Source organism: Mediterraneibacter sp. HA8405 (assembly GCF_056148955.1).
Window position 1 is genome coordinate 1,414,211 of the sequence record NZ_CM148758.1, and the last position, 25,145, is coordinate 1,439,355.

General features: G+C 49.3%; 27 protein-coding genes and 1 pseudogene. 27 read left to right on the forward strand and 1 reads right to left on the reverse strand.

Going from position 1 to position 25,145, the window contains the following annotated elements:
- Positions 1–344 precede the first annotated feature (344 nt).
- From AC0QUU_RS06635 to AC0QUU_RS06680, 10 genes are all read left to right on the forward strand, one after another.
- Entirely contained in the window at positions 345–1,019 is a 675-nt protein-coding gene (locus AC0QUU_RS06635) for a response regulator transcription factor (RefSeq protein WP_474545345.1), read from the forward strand.
- Positions 1,016–2,869 (forward strand): sensor histidine kinase, encoded by a 1,854-nt coding sequence (locus AC0QUU_RS06640; protein WP_474545346.1) that lies wholly within the window; start codon positions 1,016–1,018, stop codon positions 2,867–2,869. Before AC0QUU_RS06635 ends, AC0QUU_RS06640 begins: the two co-directional genes overlap by 4 nt.
- A gap of 46 nt (positions 2,870–2,915) precedes the next feature.
- The gene (locus tag AC0QUU_RS06645; protein ID WP_474545347.1) at positions 2,916–3,965 is read left to right on the forward strand and encodes an ABC transporter permease; all 1,050 of its coding nucleotides are present in this window, start codon (positions 2,916–2,918) and stop codon (positions 3,963–3,965) included.
- A 46-nt stretch (positions 3,966–4,011) separates the two neighbouring features.
- Positions 4,012–4,677 carry an ABC transporter ATP-binding protein gene (locus tag AC0QUU_RS06650; protein WP_474545348.1) on the forward strand — a complete coding sequence of 222 codons (666 nt, stop codon included), beginning with the start codon at positions 4,012–4,014 and terminating at the stop codon, positions 4,675–4,677.
- 113 nt (positions 4,678–4,790) lie between these two features.
- Entirely contained in the window at positions 4,791–5,450 is a 660-nt protein-coding gene (locus AC0QUU_RS06655) for a response regulator transcription factor (RefSeq protein WP_474545349.1), read from the forward strand.
- Positions 5,447–6,973 (forward strand): sensor histidine kinase, encoded by a 1,527-nt coding sequence (locus tag AC0QUU_RS06660; RefSeq protein ID WP_474545350.1) that lies wholly within the window; start codon positions 5,447–5,449, stop codon positions 6,971–6,973. The genes AC0QUU_RS06655 and AC0QUU_RS06660 overlap by 4 nt, the downstream gene beginning before the upstream one ends.
- The gene (locus tag AC0QUU_RS06665; RefSeq protein ID WP_474545351.1) at positions 6,873–7,571 is read left to right on the forward strand and encodes a hypothetical protein; all 699 of its coding nucleotides are present in this window, start codon (positions 6,873–6,875) and stop codon (positions 7,569–7,571) included. The genes AC0QUU_RS06660 and AC0QUU_RS06665 overlap by 101 nt, the downstream gene beginning before the upstream one ends.
- 156 nt (positions 7,572–7,727) lie before the next feature.
- Positions 7,728–8,546: a M15 family metallopeptidase gene (locus AC0QUU_RS06670; RefSeq protein WP_474545352.1), complete on the forward strand. Its 819-nt coding sequence runs from the start codon at positions 7,728–7,730 to the stop codon at positions 8,544–8,546.
- A 44-nt stretch (positions 8,547–8,590) separates the two neighbouring features.
- A complete protein-coding gene (locus AC0QUU_RS06675; protein WP_474545353.1) occupies positions 8,591–10,354 on the forward strand; it encodes a PEP/pyruvate-binding domain-containing protein in 1,764 nt (587 codons plus the stop codon).
- Positions 10,355–10,463: 109 nt separating this feature from the next.
- Positions 10,464–11,165: a peptidoglycan recognition protein family protein gene (locus AC0QUU_RS06680; RefSeq protein ID WP_474545354.1), complete on the forward strand. Its 702-nt coding sequence runs from the start codon at positions 10,464–10,466 to the stop codon at positions 11,163–11,165.
- Between the two features lie 47 nt (positions 11,166–11,212).
- On the opposite strand, the gene AC0QUU_RS06685 is transcribed toward AC0QUU_RS06680, so the two are convergent.
- Entirely contained in the window at positions 11,213–12,808 is a 1,596-nt protein-coding gene (locus AC0QUU_RS06685; protein ID WP_474545355.1) for a potassium/proton antiporter, read from the reverse strand.
- A 306-nt stretch (positions 12,809–13,114) separates the two neighbouring features.
- Between AC0QUU_RS06685 and AC0QUU_RS06690 the strand changes: the two genes are divergently transcribed.
- The 17 genes and pseudogenes from AC0QUU_RS06690 to AC0QUU_RS06770 all read left to right on the forward strand — a co-directional run bounded on the left by AC0QUU_RS06690 (position 13,115) and on the right by AC0QUU_RS06770 (position 24,920).
- Entirely contained in the window at positions 13,115–13,381 is a 267-nt protein-coding gene (locus AC0QUU_RS06690) for a hypothetical protein (RefSeq protein ID WP_474545356.1), read from the forward strand.
- On the forward strand, positions 13,332–14,234 hold the full coding sequence (locus AC0QUU_RS06695; RefSeq protein ID WP_474545357.1) for an aldo/keto reductase: 903 nt from the start codon (positions 13,332–13,334) through the stop codon (positions 14,232–14,234). Before AC0QUU_RS06690 ends, AC0QUU_RS06695 begins: the two co-directional genes overlap by 50 nt.
- A gap of 27 nt (positions 14,235–14,261) precedes the next feature.
- Positions 14,262–14,894 carry a hypothetical protein gene (locus AC0QUU_RS06700; RefSeq protein ID WP_474545358.1) on the forward strand — a complete coding sequence of 211 codons (633 nt, stop codon included), beginning with the start codon at positions 14,262–14,264 and terminating at the stop codon, positions 14,892–14,894.
- 5 nt (positions 14,895–14,899) lie between these two features.
- On the forward strand, positions 14,900–15,142 hold the full coding sequence (locus AC0QUU_RS06705; RefSeq protein ID WP_474545359.1) for a pentapeptide repeat-containing protein: 243 nt from the start codon (positions 14,900–14,902) through the stop codon (positions 15,140–15,142).
- A gap of 11 nt (positions 15,143–15,153) precedes the next feature.
- Positions 15,154–15,423: a DUF6103 family protein gene (locus tag AC0QUU_RS06710; protein ID WP_474545360.1), complete on the forward strand. Its 270-nt coding sequence runs from the start codon at positions 15,154–15,156 to the stop codon at positions 15,421–15,423.
- A 68-nt stretch (positions 15,424–15,491) separates the two neighbouring features.
- A pseudogene (locus tag AC0QUU_RS06715) lies at positions 15,492–16,649 on the forward strand (DNA cytosine methyltransferase); the annotation flags it as partial.
- A gap of 217 nt (positions 16,650–16,866) precedes the next feature.
- On the forward strand, positions 16,867–17,436 hold the full coding sequence (locus AC0QUU_RS06720; RefSeq protein WP_474545361.1) for a hypothetical protein: 570 nt from the start codon (positions 16,867–16,869) through the stop codon (positions 17,434–17,436).
- Positions 17,437–17,928: 492 nt separating this feature from the next.
- A complete protein-coding gene (locus AC0QUU_RS06725; protein WP_474545362.1) occupies positions 17,929–18,165 on the forward strand; it encodes a hypothetical protein in 237 nt (78 codons plus the stop codon).
- Positions 18,166–18,256: 91 nt separating this feature from the next.
- Entirely contained in the window at positions 18,257–19,066 is an 810-nt protein-coding gene (locus tag AC0QUU_RS06730) for a class I SAM-dependent methyltransferase (protein ID WP_087150162.1), read from the forward strand.
- Positions 19,067–19,278: 212 nt separating this feature from the next.
- On the forward strand, positions 19,279–19,557 hold the full coding sequence (locus AC0QUU_RS06735) for a hypothetical protein (protein WP_474545363.1): 279 nt from the start codon (positions 19,279–19,281) through the stop codon (positions 19,555–19,557).
- Positions 19,558–19,782: 225 nt separating this feature from the next.
- Complete coding sequence (locus AC0QUU_RS06740) at positions 19,783–20,436, forward strand: GNAT family N-acetyltransferase (protein ID WP_474545364.1); 654 nt, start codon at positions 19,783–19,785, stop codon at positions 20,434–20,436.
- Positions 20,417–21,121: an L-2-amino-thiazoline-4-carboxylic acid hydrolase gene (locus AC0QUU_RS06745; RefSeq protein WP_474545365.1), complete on the forward strand. Its 705-nt coding sequence runs from the start codon at positions 20,417–20,419 to the stop codon at positions 21,119–21,121. Before AC0QUU_RS06740 ends, AC0QUU_RS06745 begins: the two co-directional genes overlap by 20 nt.
- On the forward strand, positions 21,109–21,978 hold the full coding sequence (locus AC0QUU_RS06750) for an acyl-CoA thioester hydrolase/BAAT C-terminal domain-containing protein (RefSeq protein WP_474545366.1): 870 nt from the start codon (positions 21,109–21,111) through the stop codon (positions 21,976–21,978). Before AC0QUU_RS06745 ends, AC0QUU_RS06750 begins: the two co-directional genes overlap by 13 nt.
- Positions 21,960–22,469 (forward strand): hypothetical protein, encoded by a 510-nt coding sequence (locus AC0QUU_RS06755; RefSeq protein WP_474545367.1) that lies wholly within the window; start codon positions 21,960–21,962, stop codon positions 22,467–22,469. Before AC0QUU_RS06750 ends, AC0QUU_RS06755 begins: the two co-directional genes overlap by 19 nt.
- 106 nt (positions 22,470–22,575) lie before the next feature.
- Positions 22,576–23,694, forward strand: a complete 1,119-nt coding sequence (locus tag AC0QUU_RS06760) for a hypothetical protein (protein WP_474545368.1) — start codon at positions 22,576–22,578, stop codon at positions 23,692–23,694.
- Between the two features lie 94 nt (positions 23,695–23,788).
- Entirely contained in the window at positions 23,789–24,562 is a 774-nt protein-coding gene (locus AC0QUU_RS06765) for a tyrosine-type recombinase/integrase (RefSeq protein WP_474545369.1), read from the forward strand.
- The gene (locus AC0QUU_RS06770; protein WP_474545370.1) at positions 24,519–24,920 is read left to right on the forward strand and encodes a DUF6262 family protein; all 402 of its coding nucleotides are present in this window, start codon (positions 24,519–24,521) and stop codon (positions 24,918–24,920) included. Before AC0QUU_RS06765 ends, AC0QUU_RS06770 begins: the two co-directional genes overlap by 44 nt.
- The last annotated feature ends 225 nt before the right edge of the window (positions 24,921–25,145 follow it).

A 25,145-nucleotide genomic window follows, 5' to 3' on the forward strand; every position in this document is an offset into this window, starting at 1 on the left:
CAGCCCCTCCGTATAAAAGAAAGGAGGGGGATGCCAGTGAATGTTACATATTCGGACTTGATCCAGTTGTTAATTTTCATTGTCGCCCTTGTTGGTCTCTGTTACGAGATTTTCAAGGGAAAAAAAATAGGCCGCCACTACTCCCAATAGTGACGGCTGCCCGTTAGGGCGGTAGTTTATTGTTCGGGGTAAGCCGCTTCTGGTTTCCCTTTTCTATGTATAATATAGCATATGGCAGACTGACACGCAAGTTTTTTGCGTATTGTGTCGGGGGATACAGAAAGGATATAATTTTTCTGTATTATTACAGATAGAAGAATTCTTACATCTAAGGGGAAAGAGACATGAAACTGAAAATTCTGATTGTGGAAGACGATCTGCTTCTTGCGGAGGCAGTGAGTGATTATTTTGAAGGAAAGGGATGGGAAACGGAGCAGGTTCACGACGGCGTGACCGCTGTGGAGAAGGTGGAGGCGGACAATTACCAGATGATTCTGCTGGATGTGATGCTGCCGGGGATGAACGGCTTTGAAGCATGCCGGAAGATCCGGCAGAACAGCGATATTCCCATATTTTTTATTACCGCCCGGGTACTGGAAGAGGATGAGCTGACCGGGTATGCGGCGGGAGCGGACGATTATATTACAAAGCCTTTTTCGCTTCCGGTGCTGTACGCCAAGATTATGGCCATGATGGCGCGGCTCCGGGGCGAACGGCCGCTGGAGAAACTGAAGAAAGGCGGGGTGGAGATGGATCTTCGCACAGGACAGGTGTCAATCTGCGGGCAGAAGTGTGAGATGCCGCCTAAGGAATATGAACTGCTTAGGTTCTTTCTGGAAAATCCGGATCGGATCTTTACAAGAGATCAGCTTCTGACCCGGTTCTGGGGGTATGATTTCGAAGGAAATGAGCGGGTGGTGGACAACCATATCAAGAAACTCAGAAAGTTCCTGCAGGGCAGCAGATGCATGATACAGACTGCGAGGAAGACCGGATACCGGATGGAGGTGGAGCCGTGAAAAGGAAAGAGGGGACAGCAAAGAGGACAAAAAAATTGTATATGGGAAAGAAAGTCTGCCTGAGTATTGTTTCCGTTTTCCTCGCCGTGTATATGGCCAGCATGTCGTTTGTGATCTGGAGTGAGGAGCAGGACATAGAAGGAGAGTATGATCAGACCTATATTCATGCAGTGGAGGCTTTTGAAGATTACAGTTTTGTTTATGAAAAAGAAGGGTACAGAGTCTCAACTCCCACAGGCCCGGAATATAATGAAGTGTACCTGGCGGACGCGCTGAGGTCATGCGGGACATCGGATCAGTCCGGTCACTATCTGATGTCAGGAGCCGTATATGACGCAGAAGGAAATCTGCTGATGCAGAGTTCAAATTATCTAGAAGTTATGGCAGAAGGGGAAGTGCTGCCCTACACAGATGTGAACCTGGACGAGCTGCTGACAGAGGACGAGATCATGCAGCTGGCGGATTTTGAAAGGGTAAATGCTGAAAACGCATCGGAGGAAGGAATATCAGTTCCGCAATATGAGTTTGAGGCGCTGCTGTCTGATGAAAATATACCGGCACAGATCAGGGTGAACCAGATACACTGGAAGACTTATACAGGGCAGGAGGAAGAAAAGGAGGAAATGCTGGAAAAAATCCATTCTGATCTGGATAAAGAAGATGGAGACAGTATTTCATCTGATCCGGATGACGGGAACGAAATCATCACTTCATCAGACCGGGACGGCATGATAACGCTCAGCGTCAACGTGGGTGAAGAAGAGGTGTGGAGATGGGAAAATCCGGCCGTCCCGCCGGCAGACGCAGAATGGCAGCAGGCGTATATGCATATGCCGGGGATGTACGCCGGATATCACACCTGGGAGAAGTGGATGTACGATTCGTTTTTTCAGGATTATCCGGAAAAGATTGACCTGGAGCAATATGAGCCTGAGCTTGGGGTAGTATCCGGATTTGTGGATCAGACCGGCAGCGGCAGCCGTTATGAGATCAGAAGGTCGATTACCCCGCCGTATCAGTCGGAACCATATGAGAGATATGCCCTGGTACTGCGGATAGAAAATCATCCCTGGATAGCGGCGCTGGACAGCCTGAAATATATCCTGCTGGGAAGTTTTCTTTTCCTTGCAGCCTGCGCGGCGTTTACGCTCTGGATCACGGAGCGGACTTACCGGCAGAGAGAACGGCTGGAAGCACAGAGGAGAGACTTTATCAATGTGATGGCCCATGAGATCAAGACCCCGCTCAGTGTGATCCGGGGCTTTTCGGAAAATATAAAAGAGAATCCGGAGACGAAAAAGAGGGAGTATTATCTGGAGCAGATCATCCGTCAGACAGAGGAAGTGGACAGCCTTGTCAAAGAGATGATTACTACTTCCAAAGCAGTGGACTGGAAGCAGGTAAAGATCGGGGATGTACTGATATCTGTGAGAAGTGTAATTGAAGATGAGATGGAACGGCTGGAAGTGCAGACGGAGGAGAAACGGCTGAAGGTAACGCTTCAGTGCGAGGATGACTGGATGCTTCCGGCGGACCGGAAACTGCTGGAACAGGCGTTTTTTGCCATCCTCTCCAACGCCGTCTCCTATAACCGGGAAGAAGGCCGTATCCGGATTGTTCTGAGGAAGGGAGTCTGTACCATAGAGAATACAGGAGACACTATACCGCCGGAACATCTGCCTCATGTGTGCGAGATGTTTTATACGGTAAATCAGAGTAGAGGAGGCCGGGAGAAGCATCTGGGCATGGGGCTTTACCTGGCGCGTCAGATCTTCGCCCTCCACGGCGTGGGACTGAAGGTGGAAAACACAGAAGAGGGGGTAAGAGTGACAGCAGAGAAAAAGAAGTAACAGGGACAGATTTTATATCATGTGCGGCAGAGAGGAGGTGCGGCGTATGAAACTGTTTCGGCGCAGGATAAGCAGGAGCGCGGTTCTCTTATTTTTCAACATGGTGCTTGTGCTGGTCTCGGCGCTTCTGGTGCTTGTGAATATGCAGGCCAGGACGGAACTGGATGAGAGCAAACGAGGCTTTTATTCGGAGCGGGCGTCCTACCTGATCAACGAGGAGAGCGGCTGGGAGGAGATCCGGGATATCCTGCTGGGAGATGAGTGGAATAATGGAATCGTATTTAAAAAAGATCTGGAGATGGAAGCGGATACCAGAGGTGTGTTTTATAAAGGAGATTTTAAAAAGCTGCCGCTGATTTCCGGCCGGTACTTTACAGAAGATGAAGCTGCCTCGAATGAGAAGAAAGCCATGATCGGACAGCGGTTTGAAAAGGATGCTTATGACGAGGGAGGCAGCCGGTATATCGACATCCTGGGAGAGAAGTTTGAGGTTGTAGGAGTGCTTGGAAGCGCTCAGGCCACCCGTCTGGACAGTATGAAGTGGATCCCTATGGCCGTGGCTGCGGAACTTGCCGGGACGGAAGGCGAGTATGTTGTGGACGGAAAGACCGAGGCGGCGGTGGAAAATAACGCGGATCTGCTGAAAAAAGTAATGGAGCCGGACTGGACGATGGAAATCAAAGTGATGAATGATGAAGGCAAGGCGGTGGAATCCTCCTTCCCGGAAAGAAACAATAATGTAATCGAAAAAATATATCTGGCCATTATCTTTTCTTTTATTCTTAACATGATACTGGCTGGAACGTACTGGGGAAGACATACGGCACAGCGGATCCAGGTGGGGAAAATGCTGGGATTTTCTTCTCCGAAGATCCTGCTCTCGGTGCTGACTGAATATCTGAAGATTGCGCTGGCCGCTCTGGCTGCGGCGGGAGCGCTGATCGGCGTGCTGATCCTGTGCCGTCTGGTGGTGGCGCTGAAACTGACAGATTTTCTGCTTGTTGTCTGCGGCATCTTAGTTGGTGAAATGCTGATTGCGGGGGCTGGCCTGACCTTCCGTATCGGGAGCAGGAAGATCTCTCTGAAAAGGGCGTGATTTTGATGAAGGTTGATATTAAAGAGATCATAAGGGGTGAGGAATAATGGCATATATCGAAGCGAAAAATATTCATAAGACATTTGGCAAAGGGGATGCCGCGGTGCACGCACTCCGGGGAGCGTCTCTGTCGGTGGACAAGGGAGAGATGGTAGCGGTTATGGGAAAGAGCGGTTCCGGCAAGTCCACCCTGCTCAATATCCTGGGCGGCCTGATGACCATGGATGAAGGCGAGCTGCGGGTAGGCGGAAAGAAGGTGGATTTCCGTAAAAAGAAATATCTGCTTAACTACCGGAGACGGGAAGTGGGATTTGTGGTTCAGTATTTCGCCCTCATTGATGATATGAACATATATAAAAATGTGTCCCTGCCTCTCAGATACCAGGGAATCCCGAGAGCAAAGATCAGACAGAGGACCACAAAGATGCTTCGCAATCTGGGGATTGAGGAGAAGGCAAAGTCCTATCCCGGTGAGCTTTCCGGCGGCCAGCAGCAGAGGGCGGCCATAGCCAGAGCTCTTGTAAAAAACGCGAAGATCATCCTGGCCGACGAGCCTACCGGCGCGCTGGATGAAGATACGGGAAATGATGTGATGAAGCTTTTTCAGAGACTGAAGATGAAGAACCGGGTCATCATTATCGTCACCCATGACAGCAAGGTGGCGGAGTACTGCGACCGGATCGTTTATCTGAAAGACGGGGCGAATGTGTAAAAACAGGATGCCATTTTGATGCCTGAATATGATAATATAAAAACAGTCCGTTTTCATACCGGAAAACGGGCTGTTTTTGCTGTGTAACAGATCAGAGTAAAGGGGAGAAAAAGGTGATCAGAATACTTATTGCAGAAGACGAGGCGCCCATTGCGAATCTGGTGAAGCTGAGTCTGAAGAAGGCGGGATATTTGTGCGAATGTGTGTCTGACGGGGAAGAAGCGGCGGAGAAGATCGGCACAAAGGCTTATGATCTGATTCTGCTGGACGTGATGCTTCCGGAGATTGACGGATTTGAGCTGATGGAATACATCCGGCCGCTGGGAATTCCGGTGATCTTCCTTACGGCGAAGAATGCGGTAAGCGACCGTGTAAAAGGACTGCGGATGGGGGCGGAGGACTATATCGTAAAGCCTTTTGAGATTGTTGAGCTGCTGGCCCGGGTGGACGTAGTCCTGCGGAGATACCGGCTTTCGGAAGAAGAGATCCATATCTGCGGACTGGATATAGACACCCGTTCCATGCGTGTGACAAGGGAGGGACAGGAGATTGCCCTTACCAGAAAGGAGTATGAGCTTCTTCTGTTTTTCGCCCGCAATCCGAATACGGCCCTGTACCGGGAGACCATCTATGAGAGAGTGTGGGGCGGGGAATTCGAATATGGCAGCAAGACGGTGGACCTGCATGTCCAGAGACTGCGGAAAAAAGTAGGATGGATCCGGGAGCTGCAGGCGGTAAATAAAGTGGGATACCGGCTGGAGGTGAAAGGATGAAATTCAGGCTGAAGATTACCTTCTGCATGCTGGCTCTTCTGAGCATTCTGTTCGGAATCGGAGGCAGCGTGCTGATTGTCAGTTCTTTTCAGGACACGATGGAGCAGGAGAAGGTGACGGCGGAGAATACTTATAAAATGCTTCAGTATACGCTGCAGATATCCGGAGTTCAGAAACTTCTCTCAGAGACCGGCGATATCCGGAATGTGATCGGACAGAGCATCAGACAGAACGGAGGGTACTGGGACGATATCCTGCTGACGGCAGACGGGAAGGAGATATACAGCAGAGGAAAAGAGACAGACTTTTTAAGAATACAGGATTTTGCAGAGCAGGGGATATATCCGGAAGAAGGGACAGGGATCATTGTATCGGTCCGGGATGGCAGCGGGGAAAATAACCTCTGCGCGGCAGGCACATTTACAGCGGGGGACCGGCAGTTCTCTCTGACGGCGGCCCGGGATATTTCGGATCTGTATCGCAACCGGAACCGGATGCAGGAAGTGTACCGGATTGTATTTGCCGTTCTGATGCTGCTGTGTGCTGTTCTGGCCTACAGTATGGCTCTGTTCCTGACAGCCCCTCTGTCCCGGCTGGCCAGGGGAGCCCGGGAGATCGGAAAAGGTAATTTCGCTTTCCGCTCCCGGGTGCGCTCAGACGACGAGGTGGGCAGCCTGTCCAGGGATTTTGACCGTATGGCGGGACAGATTGAAAAAAATGTCCGGGAGCTGAGAGAGGCGGTAGCGCGTCAGGAACGATTTGTGGGGAACTTTACCCATGAACTGAAGACGCCTATGACTTCGGTAATCGGATACGCGGATCTGCTGCGGAGCCGGGAGTTAAGCGACGAGGAGAGACGGGAAGCGGCGGACTATATCTTCCGGGAGGGAAAGCGGCTGGAGCGTCTGTCCCTGAAACTGCTGGATATCTATGCGGCGGAGCAGACCGAGGGCTCCCTGTCACCGCACAGCCCCGGAAGAATTGTGGAGGATATAGCGGATCATCTCAGGCCGGGGCTGCAGGAACGGGGGATTGTACTGACTGCACGGTGTGAGAAAGGAACCTGCATGCTGGATCCGGATCTGTTTCGCTCTCTGGTGCTGAATCTTGTAGACAATGCCGGGAAGGCACTGGGATCCCGGGGACATATCCGGGTGACCGTAAGGATGACCGATGCGGGATGCCGGCTCTGCGTGGAAGACGACGGGCCGGGAATTCCCGGAGAGGCCAGGGAACATCTGACAGAAGCCTTTTACCGGGTGGATAAGAGCAGGTCAAGAAAACAGGGCGGCGCAGGTCTGGGACTGACTCTGTGTGAGAAAATCGTGAAGCTTCACAATGGGGAGCTCTCTTTTGAAAGTGAGGAAGGGAGAGGTACAAAAGTGACGGCTGAGCTGAAAGGAGGACGCTGTGAAAAAGAGAATGAAAATAATAAGCCTGTCTGCTTTGCTTCTCTGCGTGATTCTGGCGGCGGGAGTTCTGATGCCGGAAGCCGCGGTGCGGATTGCGGACAGGCAGAGTGAAAACAAACAGGAAGAATTTGAGACGGGCACGGTGTCTTCCTTCAGTCTGACGGACCGTCTCAGGCTTGCGGATGCCTATGACCAGGAGATGTATGTTGATGTGGCAGACGGAACCATACTTGAGCGCGGCGATGCGGAACAGATTGCGGACAAAATAACAGAGGAGCTGGCCCTTTACGGAATTGTGGATCCTGTATCCTGCGAAGAACGCTCGGCAGCCCCTTTTATGGCTGTTTCGTCGGAAAATCTGGATGTTGCGCTGCTCTGGAGATGTACACTGTCAGACGAATACGGGGTCAGAATGACCGTCATTATTGACGATGAGAGCGGGAAAATGCTTGAGTTTCTGTATTATGGAAGCAGCGATGCGACGCCGGTGAATGAGTCAGGCACTGGGGATATAGGAGCAGAGGCAGAAAAGATGCGTCAGTTCTGCGAGGATTACTACGGATTAAAGGCAATCGGAGGAGAATACGAAGAAGATACGGATTACGTTAGTGTCCCTTCTGCACAGGTATCATTTATTGATGAAAAAGGAAGCAGAATTACCCTTCATTTTTCACTGGATCCATGGATGAAAGCCTGCTGGTGGAGTTAATGAAAATGATGCTGTTCTGATGCCGGAAGATTGCCGGAAGTAAGACATGCCGGGATACAATGCTGTTCAGAAAACAACAGCGGGGTGAACAGCATGTCTTACAGAAGAACGGCAGAAGGCCGTACAAGAATACCAAAACGATATGGAACAAACAGGATGAAACGAAAAAAAATTGCGCTTATAAAAGCAGGAATGGCAGCAGCCGCGGCAATAGCGGGCGCAGTGCTTCTGCTTTTCGGCAGTGTGGAGCTTTACCGGGCAGGCGGAAGTCTGCTCAGGATGCTGTCTCGGAACAGTGAAAAATATGAAACAGCTGTCGTTCCTGCCGATCAGGCAGAGGAAGAAGAACGGCAGGACAGCTCACAGGCGGAAGAAGACCAGCGGCAGGTCTCATATCAGCCGGATGACTGGAATCTGGTTCTTGTAAATCCATGGAATGAGATCCCGGACGGGTATGAAGTGAATCTGACTCAGCTGAGAAACAATCAGGCTATTGATGCGAGATGCTATCCACAGCTTCAGCAGATGATGGACGACTGCAGGGCGGAGGGCCTTAATCCTCTGATCTGCGCGTCCTACCGCACGATGGAGAAACAGCAGGAACTTTTTGAAGATAAAAAGCAGCGTGTTATTGCGGAAGGATGTCCGGAAGATAAGGCAGATGAAGAAGCGGCAAAAACAGTGGCCCTGCCCGGTACAAGCGAGCACCAGCTCGGGCTGGCAGTGGATATTGTGGACATGGGATACCAGCAGCTTGACATAGAGCAGGAGAATACGCCGGTACAGAGATGGCTTATAGAGAACAGCTGGAAATATGGATTTGTTCTCCGCTATCCTACAGAGAAAAGCGAGATCACAGGGATTATTTATGAGCCCTGGCACTACCGGTATGTGGGAAAGGCAGCGGCAAAAGAAATGTACAGGAAGAATCTGTGCCTGGAAGAATATCTGGCGCAGGATTCTGTTTTTCAATGAATTTTCAATCTTTCCTGGTAAAATAAAAGGCAGGAGGTGCCGATATGAGACTTTTGCTTGTGGAAGACGAAAAAAGAATGGCGGAGGCGCTGTGCAAGGCCTGCGGCATGCTTCTGGCCAGGAAGATCATACATACAGAGCTGCCGGAGTACAGAAGTTATTTTGAACCTCACGATTCTTTCTATATCGGATCGGATGTATTTTATACGTATATTGTGTCAAACAACTGCTGGGAGACGCGGATTGCCCAGCGCACGGAGGAAGGGTATTTTTCAAAGGCAGGCGCGCTGAAGGAGGCGCTGCTTTCGGGAAGCTTCCCGCCGGATATCCGGGAGAAGTTCCGGACCGTGCTGGAATATTTCGGCCAGAGTCCGATTATTGTCCGTTCCTCAAGCTTTCTGGAGGACGGGTTCGGCAATGCCTTTGCAGGAAAATATGAATCGGTTTTCCACGTCAATCAGGGATCTCCGGAGGAGAGGCTGGAAGCCTTTGAAGAGGCAGTGCGGACTGTTTATGCCAGCACAATGGACATCTCGGCGCTGGAGTACAGAAAGCAGCGGGGGCTGCAGCACACGGATGAGCAGATGGCGGTTCTTGTCCAGCGGGTATCCGGGTCCTATCACGGCGATCTGTTTTTCCCGACGGCAGCAGGCGTAGGATACAGTTACAGCTCATACCGGTGGAATAAATATATGGATCCTGGGGCGGGACTTCTGCGGATTGTGACCGGGCTTGGAACCCGGGCCGTGGATCGTCCGGATCACGACTATCCCCGCCTGGCCAATCTGGACCGTCCGGATGTACATATGCAGAACAGCGCGGCAGAGAGGCACCGTTTTTCCCAGCGGATTATGGATGTGCTTGATACCGGGAAAAATGAACTGACCGCTATAGAGATCGACTCTCTTCTTGAAAGTCTGCCGCTGTGGTTTAAAAAGGCTGTTATGGAAAGAGATTATGACGCGGAAAGCGCGCTGAAAAGAATGAACCGCCGGCGGGAGGTGTGGTTTGCCGACTGTCAGGGACTTCTGGAGAATCGGAACTTTACAGGGCTGATGCAGAAAGTCCTGAAAACTCTGGACCGGGTATACGGCAATCCGGTGGATATTGAATATACGGTAAATCTGGATGAGCAGGGCGCCTTTGTAGTGAATCTGCTCCAGTGCCGGCCTCTCTATACAGGCGGGCGGGGGACAGATACGGAGATTCCGGAGCTTCCGGAAAAGGACGTCTTTTTCCGGCTGAAGGATTCGGCTGTGGGCAGCTCGGAGAAAGTGAAGATCGATGTGGTTGTGGAGATTGACGCAAAGGCCTACTATGAGTACCCTTACGCGCTGAAACCCCGTGCCGCGGAAACGGTGGGGGCGGTGAACGCATATTACAGGGGAAAAGGGAAAAACCTTCTTCTGATGACGCCGGGAAGAGTAGGAACTTCCTCTCCGGAACTGGGCGTGCCGGTGAGCTTTGCCCAGATATCCGGATTCCGGGGGATCTGCGAAGTGTCCGACAGCCGGGCAGGATATATGCCGGAGCTCAGCTACGGAAGCCATATGTTCCAGGATCTGGTAGAAGCGGGAATTTTCTACTGCGCCCTGTGGGGAGATGACAGGACAGTGAAATATGACAGAACATTTTTTGAAAAACTGCCGGATCTTTTTGAAAAGATCTGCCCGGACCGGAAAGAACTGGCCGGCATGTTCCGGGTGACGGAACCGGAAGATCTGTGGTACTGGAATAACGAACAGGCCGGGGAAACCTTATGCGGCCGACAGCTGCAGGCGGAGAAAGCGCCGGCTTCAAAAGTATGATATGGAATAGAAATTTTCGTTTTTCATAAGATTTTGTTCATATTTCCGCCGGCAATCTGTGTTATTATTTAAAAAGTGATAAAAGAAAGGGCAGGCCAGATGACGGAAGATGAAGAGAAAAAGAGGGTACGGCAGATATAACGGCAGGAGGAAAGGCCGATCTGGAGGCAGCAGCCGACGTGCCCGGCAGCAGGCACTGTATATCCGGTCAGGAATTGCGGTCTTACTGATCCTGACGGCAGTGCTTGGAATATACAGCTGTGCTTCCGGTACGGGAAGAGCATACACTCTCGCTGACGTGGATGCTTCCCAGCCGGAGATTGATGTGCAGCTGCTGGACGTGAATCCCTATTCCAGGCCGGGAACAGAGACAGAAGAGATTACCGGGATTGTGGTTCACTATACGGCGAACCCGGGAAGTACGGCGCAGAATAACAGAGATTATTTTAACGGTCTGAAAGACTCTCATGAGACAGAGGCAAGCAGCAATTTTATCGTAGGGCTGGACGGAGAAATTATCCAGTGCGTTCCTACGTGGGAGATGGCATATGCGTCAAATTCCAGAAATATTGATACCGTTTCCATTGAGTGCTGCCATCCGGATGAGACAGGAAAGTTTACAGACGAGACATACCGGTCTCTTGTTCAGCTGACAGCATGGCTCTGTGTAAAATTTAATCTGACAGAAGATCAGGTGATCCGTCACTACGATGTAACAGGCAAGAACTGTCCGAAATATTTTGTAGAGAATGAAGAAGCGTGGGATCAGTTTAAAAAAGATGTAGCGGGAGCAATCGCGAAAGGAAGCTGATAAAAATCCCCGGGATGCTGAAAACGGCATCCCCGGGGATTTTTATATTACTGTTCCAGTGTATTCATGACCAGAACGTCTCCTTCCTGGATCCGGGTGTCTCCTCTGGGGACTACGGTATTCCCGTCTTTACGGCGGATCAGCACGATCAGCGAATCGCCGAGATCCCGGATATCCCGGACCCGTCTGCCGATGCGGCTATCCCCCGGTTCTATGGTCAGTTCATCCAGAATCGTATCGGCGTCTCCGCGATATGTCTCGCCGCTGAGAACAAGTACGTCTCCCTGCCGAAGCAGAACGTCTCCCCGGGGTATGATCGTTTCATCTCCCCGTTCAATCAGCACCACAAGCACGTCTCCCATATTCAGCTCTTTCAGCCTTTTCCCGATATATCTGTGGCCGGGGGTTAACCGGATCTGGATGAGCTGCATTTCCTGATCATCCTGGTAATCACTGAATGTTTTCATAACATTCTGGCTGTCGTCCACCATATCCAGCTTTTCTGCGGCAAAGGGCAGCAGGAGCCCCTGAAAGGCGACAGAGATTATGGCGACACAGAACACAATATTGTATACATTGTATCCGGCGTAGCCGGGGCTGACTACAGCAATAATGGCAAACACGGCTGAGGCGGCGCCTCTCAGGCCGGCAAACGCGGTCAGGGCCTGCTGGCGCCAGGAAGACCGGAAGGGCGTCATTACGAGAAAGACAGCCACAGGTCTTGCAATAAAGGTCAGTCCCAGGAATACAAGCACTGCTGTTCCCAGAATCGGAAGGAGCATGGATGGAAAGACCAGAAGTCCCAGCAGAAAGAAAATGAGCATCTGAGCCAGATGATCAATACTTTCGAAAAAGTGGACAAGGGAAACTCTGGATTTAAAGCGGGCATTTCCGACGATAAATCCGAAGAGATATACGCTCAGATAACCGTTTCCTCCGATCAGCACCGGAGCGGCGTAAGAGAACAGTACAAAAGCAATCATGAGAATGGTGTCGATTCCGCCGGCTTCCAGTTCTACATTTTTCAGAATTTTTACGGCCAGCAGTCCCAGACCTGCGCCGAAAAGCAGTCCCAGGCCTACTTCTTCCACGACGAGAAGGACAATATTTTCTCCGTCTCCGGCCATCCAGTTCAGAATGATAATTGTCAGCATATAGGCAAATGGATCGTTGCTGCCGCTTTCCACTTCCAGAAGAGAGGCGGTGCCTTCCTTCAGATTCAGCTTCTTGGAGCGGAGAATGGAAAATACGGAAGCCGCGTCCGTAGAACTTAAGACGGCCCCTACAAGAAGTCCTTCCTGCAGGCTCATTCCCACCACATAGTAACAGAACAGGCCGGTCAGTCCTGCGGTAATAAGAATGCCAACGGTAGAGAGAAGAACTGCCTTTGGAAGAATCGGCTTTGCTTCCCTGTAGGAGGTGCCGAATCCGCCGTAGAACATAATAAAGATCAGGGCAGTGCAGCATATGGTTTCAGCCATCTGGAAGTTATCAAAGGGAATTTTCACAATGCCTTCACTTCCGAACAGCATACCCAGTCCGATAAAGATGAGAACGGCCGGAATGCCGAAACGTTTGAGAAACCGGTTGGTCAGAATACAAAGCACGATAACTGCGGAACACATTAAAAGGGCAAAAGCCATACACATTACCTCCTCTGAAATAATAAAACGGGTTTTTCGTGAGATAAAATCTATAGAAGATAAAAATCTGCAGAAAGAAAAATGACAGTAGAATTCCGGATAATAAAAAAGAATGAGCCTCAGATGATATGGGCCCATTCCCTCAATTCTCCATTCACAATAAAAAGTATACACTATTTTACGGCGGCGTTCAAGGGGGAATTTTTCTGATAAAACCTGTCGGTTTATACCCGGGAACTTATTGTTTCTTCAATCGGACGGGAAACAAGGGTATAATTACAGTCAGAAAGAAAGGAGAGATCTACAATGCAGAAATTTGTATATGAGTACGCGACAAAAGTTTATTTCGGAGAAGGCGCGGCAAAAGAACATCTGGCAGAAGCGGTTTCCGGATATGGACAGAATGTGATGCTTGCCTACGGCGGCGGTTCTGTTATTGACTGCTGCAAGATTGTGGCAGCCCAGGCAAAGACAGACAAAGATCTGTGGGAAATGGAGATGACGGAGCATCAGTGCCCGACAGATGACAGAACTGCTCTCCGAAGCAGTGGACAGAGGCTATACCTTTTTTGATACAGCGGAAGTTTACGGCACACCGGAGAATCCTCATGATAATGAAGAACTGCTGGGAGAAGCACTGAAGCCGTACCGGAACCGGATCGTTCTTGCTTCCAAGTGCGGAATCCGGTTTGACGAGACTTCCACAGCAGTAAATAAACCGCTGATTCCGGACGGAAGACCGGAGACGATCAGAAAATCTATTGACGGCTCACTGCAGCGGCTTCAGACAGATCATCTGGATCTGTATTACATTCACCGGATCGACAGAAATGTTCCGATTGAGGAGACGGCAGGAGCCATGAAAGAGCTGATTGAGGCGGGAAAGATCACACACTGGGGAATTTCAGAGGCAGACGAAGAGACATTGAGACGCGCCCATAAAGTCTGCCCGGTCACTGCAGTGCAGAACCGGTATTCTATGATGTACCGTGATTATGAAGCGCTGTTTCCGGTTCTGGAAGAGCTGCAGATCGGCTTTGTCGCTTTTTCACCACTGGCAAACGGACTTCTTTCGGCACAATATAATAAGGATTCAAAGTTTGAAAAAGGAACGGATTACCGCAGCGCAATGCCTCAGTTTACTCCGGAAGCTTTCGATAAAAATGAAGAGATGATCCGGTATATTAAAGAGATGGCAGATAAAAAGAACGCGACTCCGGCACAGATTTCTCTTGCATGGATGCTGGCAAAAGAGCCATGGATTGTGCCGATTCCCGGGACAAGGAAATACGGACGCCTGATTGAAAACGCGCAGGCGGCAGAGGTAAGTCTGAGCCGTCAGGAAGTAGAAGATCTTGACCGGATGCTGGATACAGTGCCTATGTCCGGCGTATTCGGCGGATCGAAGGTAGAGACGAAGAAATAAGCAGGAAAAGAAGGAGACGAAAGCCGGATGATAAGCTTAAAAAATATAACCGGGAATATGGCGCTTCCTGCCGTACTGTTTCTTGTGCTGCTGCTGACATCAGTTCTTGCGGGATGCGGCAGAGGACAGGCAGATACACAAACATATTCCGGAACCGGGAAGACCGGGGAGCCGGAGGAGACGGAAGAAGGAGAATATACATTGACTACAAAAGTGACGGATGTGATAAATGATCCGGCCTTTGAGGACTACGGCAGACTGATTTTCCCGGTGGACCGCAGTATCGACGGCGGTCTGGAACTTCAGGATGTGGGTGATATCCTGATCTGGTATAACAATGTAAATCCGGAAAGAACAGTTGAAATCGTAAATTATATGAAAAATCAGGTGACTTCCGGAGAACAGATCTTCTATGATATTTACACAGATGAAGAAAAGGAAGAAGATCCGGAAAAGGAGGATACAGGTCTGTTCTTTTTCAGGGGTGAACCGGGGGCAAAGACGGCTGTTGTAAATGCAGGAGGCGGTTTTGTCTATGTTGCCGCCATGCATGACAGTTTTCCCCAGGCGCTGGAACTTGCCAGACGGGGGTACAATGCGTTTGCCCTGATTTACCGTCCCGGCGCGGATACAGCCTGTGGGCGGCGAAACCGACAATAGTAACAATGAAAACATGCTTCAAAAAGATGGTGGCTGATGGCTGTACTTTCCGGGGAGCTATTTTCACTCACAGCAACTTTTCCGGCGCACTGATCCAGAGCTGCCGCATGGAACAGACCGACTGGACGAACTGCTGCACAGACAGTACCGTGTTCCATCAGACACCCATGGGGCAGGCAAAAATGAATCATGTAAGTGAGGATGAGCAGGACTGGAGCCAGGACTCCGGGCCTGCTCTTTCCATGTGAAGGAGGAACCGATGAAGAAAACCAATGTAACCATTTCCTTTGATGAGGAAAAACTGACTGCGCTCCGGCTCTATATGGAGCAGAAAGATCTGCAGCTTGAAGATGAACTGACCAAAGCCATGGAAGGATTCTATGGCAAACATGTCCCGGCAGGTGTGCGGGAATTTATTGAGATGCGCTCCGGCGAACCGGCAGATCCCGCGCCCAGGGCAAGGCGGCCCAGGCCGGAGAAAAAAGAACAGACACCTGCAAAGCTGGAAATGCCTCCGTCCCATCCTTAAAATAACCGATCAGAGAGGTGATATGACATGCGAAAAGTTCAATAACCGCAGTTTCTTGCGGAAACACGCTGCGGCTTGGCAGTCTGTTTGACGGGATTGGCGGATTTCCACTGGCCGCTGTCCAAAACGGAATCCGTCCAGTATGGGCCAGTGAGATCGAGCCATTCCCCATAGAGGTAACGAAAAAACATTTCCCGGCTATGCTCCATGTGGGAGATATTACAAAACTGGATGGCGCCAATCTGCCGCCCGTGGATGTGATCGCGGGCGGTTCTCCCTGCCAGGATCTCAGCATCGCCGGAAAACGCGCCGGGCTTGCCGGTGAGCGTTCCGGTCTTTTTATGGAGCAGATCCGGATCATAAAGGAGATGAGACAGACCGATGCCAAAAGAAAACGAGGAAGTAAAACAGCTAACCCTTGCGGAATTATTCCCCGATTCATGGTGTGGGAAAACGTCCCCGGAGCTTTCTCATCCTCTAAAGGAGAAGACTTTCGGGCTGTCCTGGAAGAAACATGCCGGATCGCAGACCGCTCCCTGTCTGTTCCTCGACCTCCGGCCGGGAGGTGGAAACCTGCTGGGACCATACTGGGATCTGGATTCTCCCTTGCTTGGCGAGTCCTGGATGCTCAATACTGGGGAGTCCCCCAAAGACGTAAGAGAATCTTTCTTGTCGCAGATTTTGGAGGAACATCCGCCCCGGAAATATTATTTAAGCAGGAAAGCCTGCCTGGGTATCCTGCGGAGGTCAGCAGAACGGGGCAAGGAACTTCCGAAGAAACTCAAAGAAGCGCTGGAAATTCAGGCGGGGCTGAAATAAGTTCCGTTATGTGCCTCAATGACCAGGGCGGCCAAGTGATGGACTGCAGTATAGATGTGACAGGAACACTCCGGGCACAGATGTCCGGCCATCCTCCTCTGGTCTTTGATAACCACGGGCAGGATCTTCGGTTCACCGGCCCCGTGGAAAAGGCGCAGGCGGTCACCGCATCCTATGGGATGGGCGGCAACACACAATCCCTGGTTTTGTTTGAGAACCATGGGATCGATGGACGTTATACCGGACCGCTGCAGGTATCCCCGACATTGTCAGCCAGAAGCGGCACGGGCGGTAACAATCTTCCGTTGATTGCGGAGGAACCGGACAGCTATTGCATTGCCGGAAATATCATTGACCGGCAGAGTAAAAATGGCGGGAATGGGTTTGGCTATCAGAAAAATATCAGCTATACCCTGAATACAACAGACCGCCACGCAGTCTACACCCGGCAATGCAGGAGTTCTTTCCAGGAAAACAACATTGCCAGCACGGAGTGTGCCAGACAATATAAAGACGCCACCGACCTGGTCTGCCAGCCGGAAACGGACAGAAACCTGATCCGCCGTCTCACTCCTCTGGAGTGTGAGCGGCTGCAGGGTTTCCTGGATGGCTGGACTTTGATTGATGGAGCATCGGCTCGCTGCTCTGGATGAAGTGTTGAACGATCAGGGGCGTACTATCGAAGGTGTACTGCGAAAATGTTTTGAAGAAACCTATGCGTCTCTCGTCCCGGAAGAAAAACGTGAGGAAATCGAAACGTTGATCCGTCAGGAAGAAGCACAGGCACAGCAAGAAGCTGAAGCCACCAGACGGTTTGCAGTGATCCATTTCCATGAGGACGGTGATGACTTTCATTTCACTTCTGACCTGCGGAATAACTTCTACAGCGCAGCTTATCTCTATCGAAATTATATGCGTGAGAATGAGGGCAGGCTGACCTTGGACAGTCTGGCTCTTTCCTTCGGAGAGCATCAGCCCATTGATGACCTGACCTTCTCTGTCCTGTGCGATGCCATGGAACATGATGAGCGTATCACAGCCCTCCTGGAATTTGATTTTGATGAGGGCGTCATCAGTGTAAAAGAGCAAGGCGATCCAGAGTGGCGGGCTTACCGTCTGAAAGATGTTTCTACTGCGGTCTACCGTGCAGAACGGAAATCAAGCCAAGCATTCCGATGGATGCGAGGGAACTGATTTTTGAAGAAGCATTACGGGACCGGGAGATTGACTGGCAGTCTCCCGATACAGCAGAAGAAACAACACCGCCGGTTCAGGAGATGTGACGGAAGAAAGAGCGCCCCTGTGAGCCGCCTGTCGGCCCCGTGTTGCGATTTTGTGGGCAAGGTCGGGGAAGTATCCCTCCCCACCTGTTTGCGAGGTGTTTGCGGCCCGTGCGAAGGCAGGCTCCGCTCGTGGGAATGCAACGGTTGCCCGTGAGGATACAGGGTCGAAAATCAAGCAGGAGAAAGGGACGGTGCCGCATGGCGGCCCCGCCCCAGCTCACTGCGTCCGGCAGAGCCGGCCGCTTCAAGGCTTTCCGCCGCTTCTGAAAGAAATGGCATTACGGTGCCGGATTTGGGCAAAAGGTTCCTGGACAGGTGCTTCAACTCCCGCAAGGCCCAGAAGTTTCAACGAATGATGCGGTGCTTTGGCAGGTTCCTATGAATAAGAAGGAGGATTTCAGACATGCAGGATACAGAGGCAGAAAAGAAAGAAATCAAACGCCGCTTCCAGCTCTGGATCAGACCGTCCACCGTGGAGCTGGCGGTCATGATGAATGTGGTCGCAGCGAATAACAACATCGATCCGGTGTTACTGGAACGCCTGCGGGGAGAATGTGTCAAGGAAGTCAAAAGGCTGAATGGCTCCTTCTCTTTTGATGATGCGGTGAGCTGGCAGAAAGGATGGGAAGAAAACGAGTAGCAATTGAAAACGAATTGCAATCCCCGGTTCCTCTTGATATAATAATGGTTAGATATTACTAACTCATTTGCATATAGGAGGATAGATAGCCATGTCCGAATTTGGTATAGTAGAAGATACAATGTTTATTCCTATGGTGGGAAGGATTTACGCCAGCGAAAAGTTTCCGGGTATTTTATATGATAAAAAAGCACTTTCATTAAAAGAAAAGCTGCCATCCGCACTGTTGGAAACAGGAAATCAAAGTCAATACACGCTACTGGCTTCTGCATCCCGTTCCGCTAATATGGATCGGCATATCCAGAACTTCCTGAAACGTAAGCCGGATGGTGTTGTCATACAGTTGGGCTGCGGACTGGAGACAACATATGATCGCAATGACAATGGGCAAACCCAATGGTATGCTGTAGACCTTCCGAATGTAATCGAATACCGGCGCAGTTTGCTCCCGGAACCTGAGAAGGAAACTTATCTTTCAGGGGATGCTTTTTCAGACGGATGGCTCAGGCAGATCCGAAGGAACATGCCTGATACGCCTCTTCTGGTTACTGCAGGAGGTTTGTTCCATTACTTTCAAGAGGAAAAAGTTTTTGGCCTTCTGCAGATGCTGGAAGGTTTCGGGAATATAGAGCTTGTGTTTGATACGGTAAATAAAAGCGGCATGAAAATGTTGCAGAAGAAATATATGAAGCAGATGGGACATGAAAATGCCCGAATGTTTTTTTATGTGAATTCGGCTGAAGATCTGGTTACCACACTAGGTAGAGGTGTCAAAGTATTGGCGGATGAACCATATTACAAGTTTATCAAACGAGATGGATTAAAAATCATTACAAAAATCAGTATGGATATTTCAGATCGATTTGGAATGCTCAAAATGATCCATCTGGAGTGGAGGTAATGTAAATATGGTGGTCATGATAGAAAGTCTGATTGGTATCTTATTATTCACAATCCTGATTGTGTCGCCGACGCTGAAAAATCCCCTTGCCTCAGTGGGAGATTATCCCCGGCCATAAGGGAGAAATGTATGGAATTAGGATTAATCGAAAAAAGAGAACAACGTTTCCCAGGTCAGATATCATCTAGAAAGGAATCGCCCTGCTTGCTTTTGTGTTCATCTTCGCTGTTATCCTGAAACAGTTTAATGGAGCGGATACATTCTGGAAAGGGGTTCGGGATTCCTACATGATCTGGCTGATCATTGATTGGTATGATGCTCTTGTACTCGATAGCATCTGGTTTTGCCATTCGAAAAAAGTCAGGATACCAGGCACAGAGGATATGGAAGAATATAAGGATTACTGTTTTCATATTAAGCAGTCCTGTATTGGTATGCTTCTTGGCTTGCCCGCCTGTCTTGCAGTGGGAGTGATTACAGCAATCCTCTGATCAGCCATCAAATGATATAAAACAGAATATGATTCGCATTCAGTAGGAAATCTCTTACTATGTCTCCTGCTCTTCCTTTACTCTAAAATGGAAGGAGGTTTCTCATGACCCGCCATGTCACTATCAAATGATTAACAGGTAAAAAATGAATTGCAGTCCTATACGTCTCCTGATATAGTATTAGTTAGTTGCTGCTAACCTGATTGTGTATAGGAGGGTACATCTATGTTTACTGTTCGTCCATATAAGAAAGAAGATGCTGCGGCCTGCGGGAATTGCTTTTACGAAGGATTCTTTTCATGCCCTGTGGATCAGAACGATAAAATACTTCTGTGTGATTACGCACAGATCCTGATTGAAAAATGTAATTTTACCTATGTTGCGGAAGCGGAGGATCATCAGGTCGTAGGATTTATCTGTGGAAAATATGATAAACATTTCAGCAAGGCCCTGTCAGCTCAGTATGAAACAAAAAGGCACTATGGCCGTTGGTGTAAAATGTTTCTCAAGTTCTATCTGAAAAGATATAAAATGTCAGTACCATTCCAGAAGCAGTTTGATGCCTTTTTCCGCCAGTTACAGGAAAGGGATAAGGAAAGCTTTGGGAAATGCGATCTGGAACTCGTTGCCCTTTCGTCCAGAAGGAATTACAGAAAGGGGTTGGGAACCGCATTGGTTACACAGTTTATGAAACGGGCAAAAGGCGATGGAGCGGATCGTGTGCGGCTTTTTACAAACACTCTTGCATCGTGGGAGTTTTATGAAAAACGTGGATTTAAGAAAGTGGCAGAGAAGCCTTTTCAGGATAGCTCCGGCAATCAGTCCCTCGTCTATGAGTACGTTTTGAAGGAGCATGAATATGAAAAACACCATCTGTGAAAAACTGATGTGGTCAGCGATGACACCTGCTATTTTCAAATATATCGCAGCGCATTGCAAAAATACGGATACATCCAGAGTGAAGAAGAAATCGCGTAAAAACTTTGAAGATATGTTGGCGAGGACACCTGACATAGGCGGTTTTACGAAAAATCCTCTGCGGCTCTGTCTTTCCGGGGGCATTGTCTGGATGGCAGTTTATAAGGCAATGAATGGGGCGATTAGCCATGAGCAGTTCGGGGAAATGGTGACAGCCACGATGCAGGCGCCGCTCATTAAAAAAGCTTTTGGGAGTAAAAATCCATTCGATACAGAATATCAAAAAAGGAAAGTCGAGAAGGACAGAGTTGCAAATACGATGTCTGACAGTGAATTCAACTGGATGACGGAGACGATCCCAGGAAGGGATGCAGACGAATACACCATCAACTATCACAGGTGCGGCCTGTGTGCGCTTGGAAAACAGGAGCATTTGGAAGAACTGATACCCTATATGTGTGCCATGGATTTTATTTCTGTCGATCTCATGGACGGCGTGTTGTACCGGACAGGTACACTTGCAGAGGGAGCAGAAAAGTGTGATTTCTATGTTTGCAAAAAGGACTCTAAATGGGATAAAGAAAGAAAATACGGACAGCAATCCAAGCTGCAAAAACAGGGAGGGCTGGGAAAGTGGAATATGTAACGGTTGCACAGGAGGGTTTCTATGGACTTTATCACGTCCCTGTTAAGGATCATGATCCAAAAAAGGTCGTCATCGTAGTAGGCGGAAGTGAAGGGAATGAAAATATCCCGATGAATGTGGGCGCTATGTTTGCCAGGTGCGGCATCGCCGCGTTAGGCATTTGTTACTGGAACGTAGACGGGCTGCCGAAAGAATTGGTTCGGGTGCCTGTCGATCCATTTGAAAAAGCGATCCAGTGGCTGAAAAACAAAGGATATGAAAAGATTATCCTGTACGGCATTTCAAAAGGCGCTGAACTGGCGCTGCTTTGCGCTTCTCTTATGCCGGATATCTGCGGCGTTGTTGCACTTTCCCCGATCCACTGTATATGGGGAGGCATGCACGGGAATCAAAGCATGGCATCGAAAACTTTTTCATCTGCTTCCGAATTCACATACAGGGGAAAAGATTTTCCGTGTATGACAGCGCATCTGAAATATGGGCCGGCAATCCGGAACCTCATCCTCCATCAGCAGTTCGAGTTATCCTACATCTACGAAGAACCGCTGAAACATTTTGATGAGGATACAGCCATCCGTGTGGAGAACATCCAAGGAAACATTTTATTTATTTACGCAAAGGAAGATCTCATGTGGCCCAGCAAAGAGGCGGTGGCATATATGGTAAACCGCCTGGAAAAGCACCGGTTTACATTCCGGGTGGATGTCCTGGAATATGAAAGAGCAAGCCACATTCTTGTCCCATTAAATCCGCCTAAGCTGAAAATGTTTAAAATTGAGAGACAATATCCGGAGGACTGCCGGCATAGCCGTGAAGATGCCTTTCGCAAAACGGTAAAATGGATATCGGAGGTGTAGCGAATATGGCGGTCATGATAGAAAGTCTGATTGGTGTCTTGTTATTCACAATCCTGATTGTGTCACTGATGCTGAAAAATCCCCTTACCTCAGTGGGAGATTATCCCCCGGCCATACGGGAGAAATGTATGGAATTAGGCTTGATCGAAAAAAGAGAACAACGCTTCACCAGGGCAGATATCCTCCGAAAGGGAATCTCTCTGCTTGCTTTTGTGTTCATCTTCGCTGTTGTCCTGAAACAGTTTAATGGAGCAAATACATTCTGGAAAGGGTTTCGGGATTCCTACCTGATCTGGCTGATCATTGATTGGTATGACGCTCTTGTTCTTGACTGCATCTGGTTTTGTCATTCAAAAAAAGTCAGGATACCAGGCACAGAGAATATGGAAGAATATAAGGAATATCGTTTTCATATCAGGCAGTCCTGTATTGGTATGCTTCTTGGACTGCCAGCTTGTCTTGCAGTGGGAGTGATTACAGCAATCCTCTGATCCGCCATCAAATGATATAGAACAGAATATGATTCGCATCCAGCAGGAAATCTTTTATGTGAGGTCTCCTGCTTTTTCTTTACTCTAAAACGGAAGGAGGTTTCCCATGGCCCGTCTGGTCACCAAATTCAAGTACCTGAAACCAGATCAGGAAAAGCCCATTGATGGGTACGCCACTTACATCGCCACCCGTGAAGGTGTGGAGAAGATCGATGAGTCTTTCAAGCTGGCTCCAGCAACCGTGAAACACCAAAAGCTCATTGAAAAGATCCTGCGGGATTTTCCAGATAGCGCTGCGATGCTGGAGTATGAGGACTACCAGAGAGAAAAGACTGTGGGAGCTGCCTCTGAATTTATTACCCGTGCCATAGAGGACAATGCCCATGAGATCCTGAACCAGAAAACCTATGGCCTGGGGAAACTGTATCTGAGCAGAGATTTCTCTGGCAGGGATGTGAAAAAAGCAATCGACTATCTCATGGCTGCAGCGGGGAAAGGCCATGATTATGCCATGTACACTCTCGGCAAGTTGTTCCTGGAGGGAAAAGAGATCCCTAAGAATCCGGAGTACGCTCTGCGCTGGCTGGAAGAAGCCGTGGAGAAAGAGAATCCCTATGCGGAATACCTCTTGGGGAAAACATTGCTTCAAGGTGTGGATCTTCCCCAGGACATTCCCCGTGCGGTTTCCCTTCTGGAAAAAGCAGCGGCACGCAGCAACCCTTATGCGGCGTATGCCTTGGGAAAAGCACTGCTGGAAGGAACCGTTCTTCTGCAGAATCTTCCAAGAGCCATGGAGCTGCTTACTTTCTCTGCGGATCAAGGATTCTCCGCAGCGCAGTATCTGCTGGGGAAGGTCTTCTCCAATGGAGAGCTGCTCCCGAAGGACATCCCCAAAGCCATCCTCTATCTGACGATAGCCGCTGAGCAGGATCATGAGTACGCACAATATCTTCTCGGAAAACTCTATCTGGCCGGTGAAGGTATCCCTAAGGATGCGAAAGCGGCGCTACATTGGTTTACCAAGGCAGCGGATCAAGGAAATGCTTTCGCTCAATATCAACTCGGTAACTGGCAGGAACACAGCTATGTGGCTCTCTGTTCCACAGCCACTTATGGAGCCACCCATATCCTGAAAATGAATCCGCAGATCGATACCGTGGTCACCTGCCTCGACCATGATAGCGCAGGCATTGAGGGAAACTATCGTCTGAAAAAACATACCTGACAGCTTCCTCGGCTGGCAGCCATCCAAATGGATCGAACTATTAAAGATATGGATGCTGCAGAATGGTATCCCATTTTATAAAGAGAAGGAAACTTTGTATGGAACGATAAGCCGGACGGATGCTCCTGTGCTTCAGCACCTGAAACGCTTCCTGCGTTTCATTCAGCCGGAGGATATGCGACCGGAGCGGGAAAAGGATATATGGGCTCTGAAAAAACTGGATATCCCTATTAAAGAAAATCCGATTTATAAAACGGAAACTCTGGATTTTACCGGAATCTTGCAGGAAGGTCTAAGGGAGGAAGTGAAACAGGCAATTTTCCTGCATATAAAATATGAAAAAATCGGAACCGTGAAACGGGAGCTGACTTCCATCCGGAAGTTTTCCGGATACCTGATGGAGAAAGGCGTAAAGATCAATTCCTGCGCCGATGTTGACCGGGATCTGCTGGAAGAATATCTTGTCTATATCAACACCAATGGTTCATCCGGCAGAGGAAACAGCGATGACTTCGTGGATGCCAAAGCTCCCAGCCGCCCGCTTCAATATACAACCATAAAGCACAAGGTGCTGCGGTTGATAAAAAGTGAAGATCTGCGGGATGATGATGGGAAACTGTTTAAATTCAGTTCCCATATGTTCCGGAGGTCTTACGGAGTTAAGTTGACAGAAATGCATCTGGATGACTGGACGATTGCAAAACTTCTGGGGCATAAAAACATAAGCGCAGTAAAGCATTACAGAAAAATGAGCAATCAACTTCTGGCTGAAGAAACCCGAAAAGCACGGGAACAACAGACCAGAATCCTGCTCGCAAATTTAGATGGATGGGGTGAAGAATATGAACAAATACGACAGGATGATTGAAATGAACCGGGAACGAAGCGATGAAAAGATTGCTGCGGCGAAACTGGCAATCCGCAAACTGTTGGATCAGGGAGAGAGGGTATCGGTTCCGCAGCTCGTAAAAATGACAGGCGCTTCCAGAGGATTCTTCTATAAGAATCCCATCGTGAGGGTTGAGATTGACCGGGCTATGGAACAGCAGGCCGGAACCATCAATCCCCGCAGAGGCATTTTAGACAAAGCAATGGAAGGACGGATCGATCTCCTTCAAGAAGAAATTTTCCGACTCCGGCAGGAAAATCAGGCACTCCATGCTGAAAATCAGAGATTGCAGAAGATTATCAGCAAGAGAAGCCGGAGTGAATTTCGAAACCTGTAAAAAATAAAATATAGGAAAATACATAGAGACAGCGGATCAACCAACCGCTGTCTCTTATCATTCACAAAACGTATGGAAAAGCATTAAACATAGGTATTTGTATAAACGGGTGAACCAGAGTACAATAAATGGGAAAGGTCGGAGCAATATGCTATTAAAAAAGAACAGAAAACACACTTGTGTAAGCAGTTAAGCCCAGTGTTTTCAAGGGCTGGAGAGGACGGG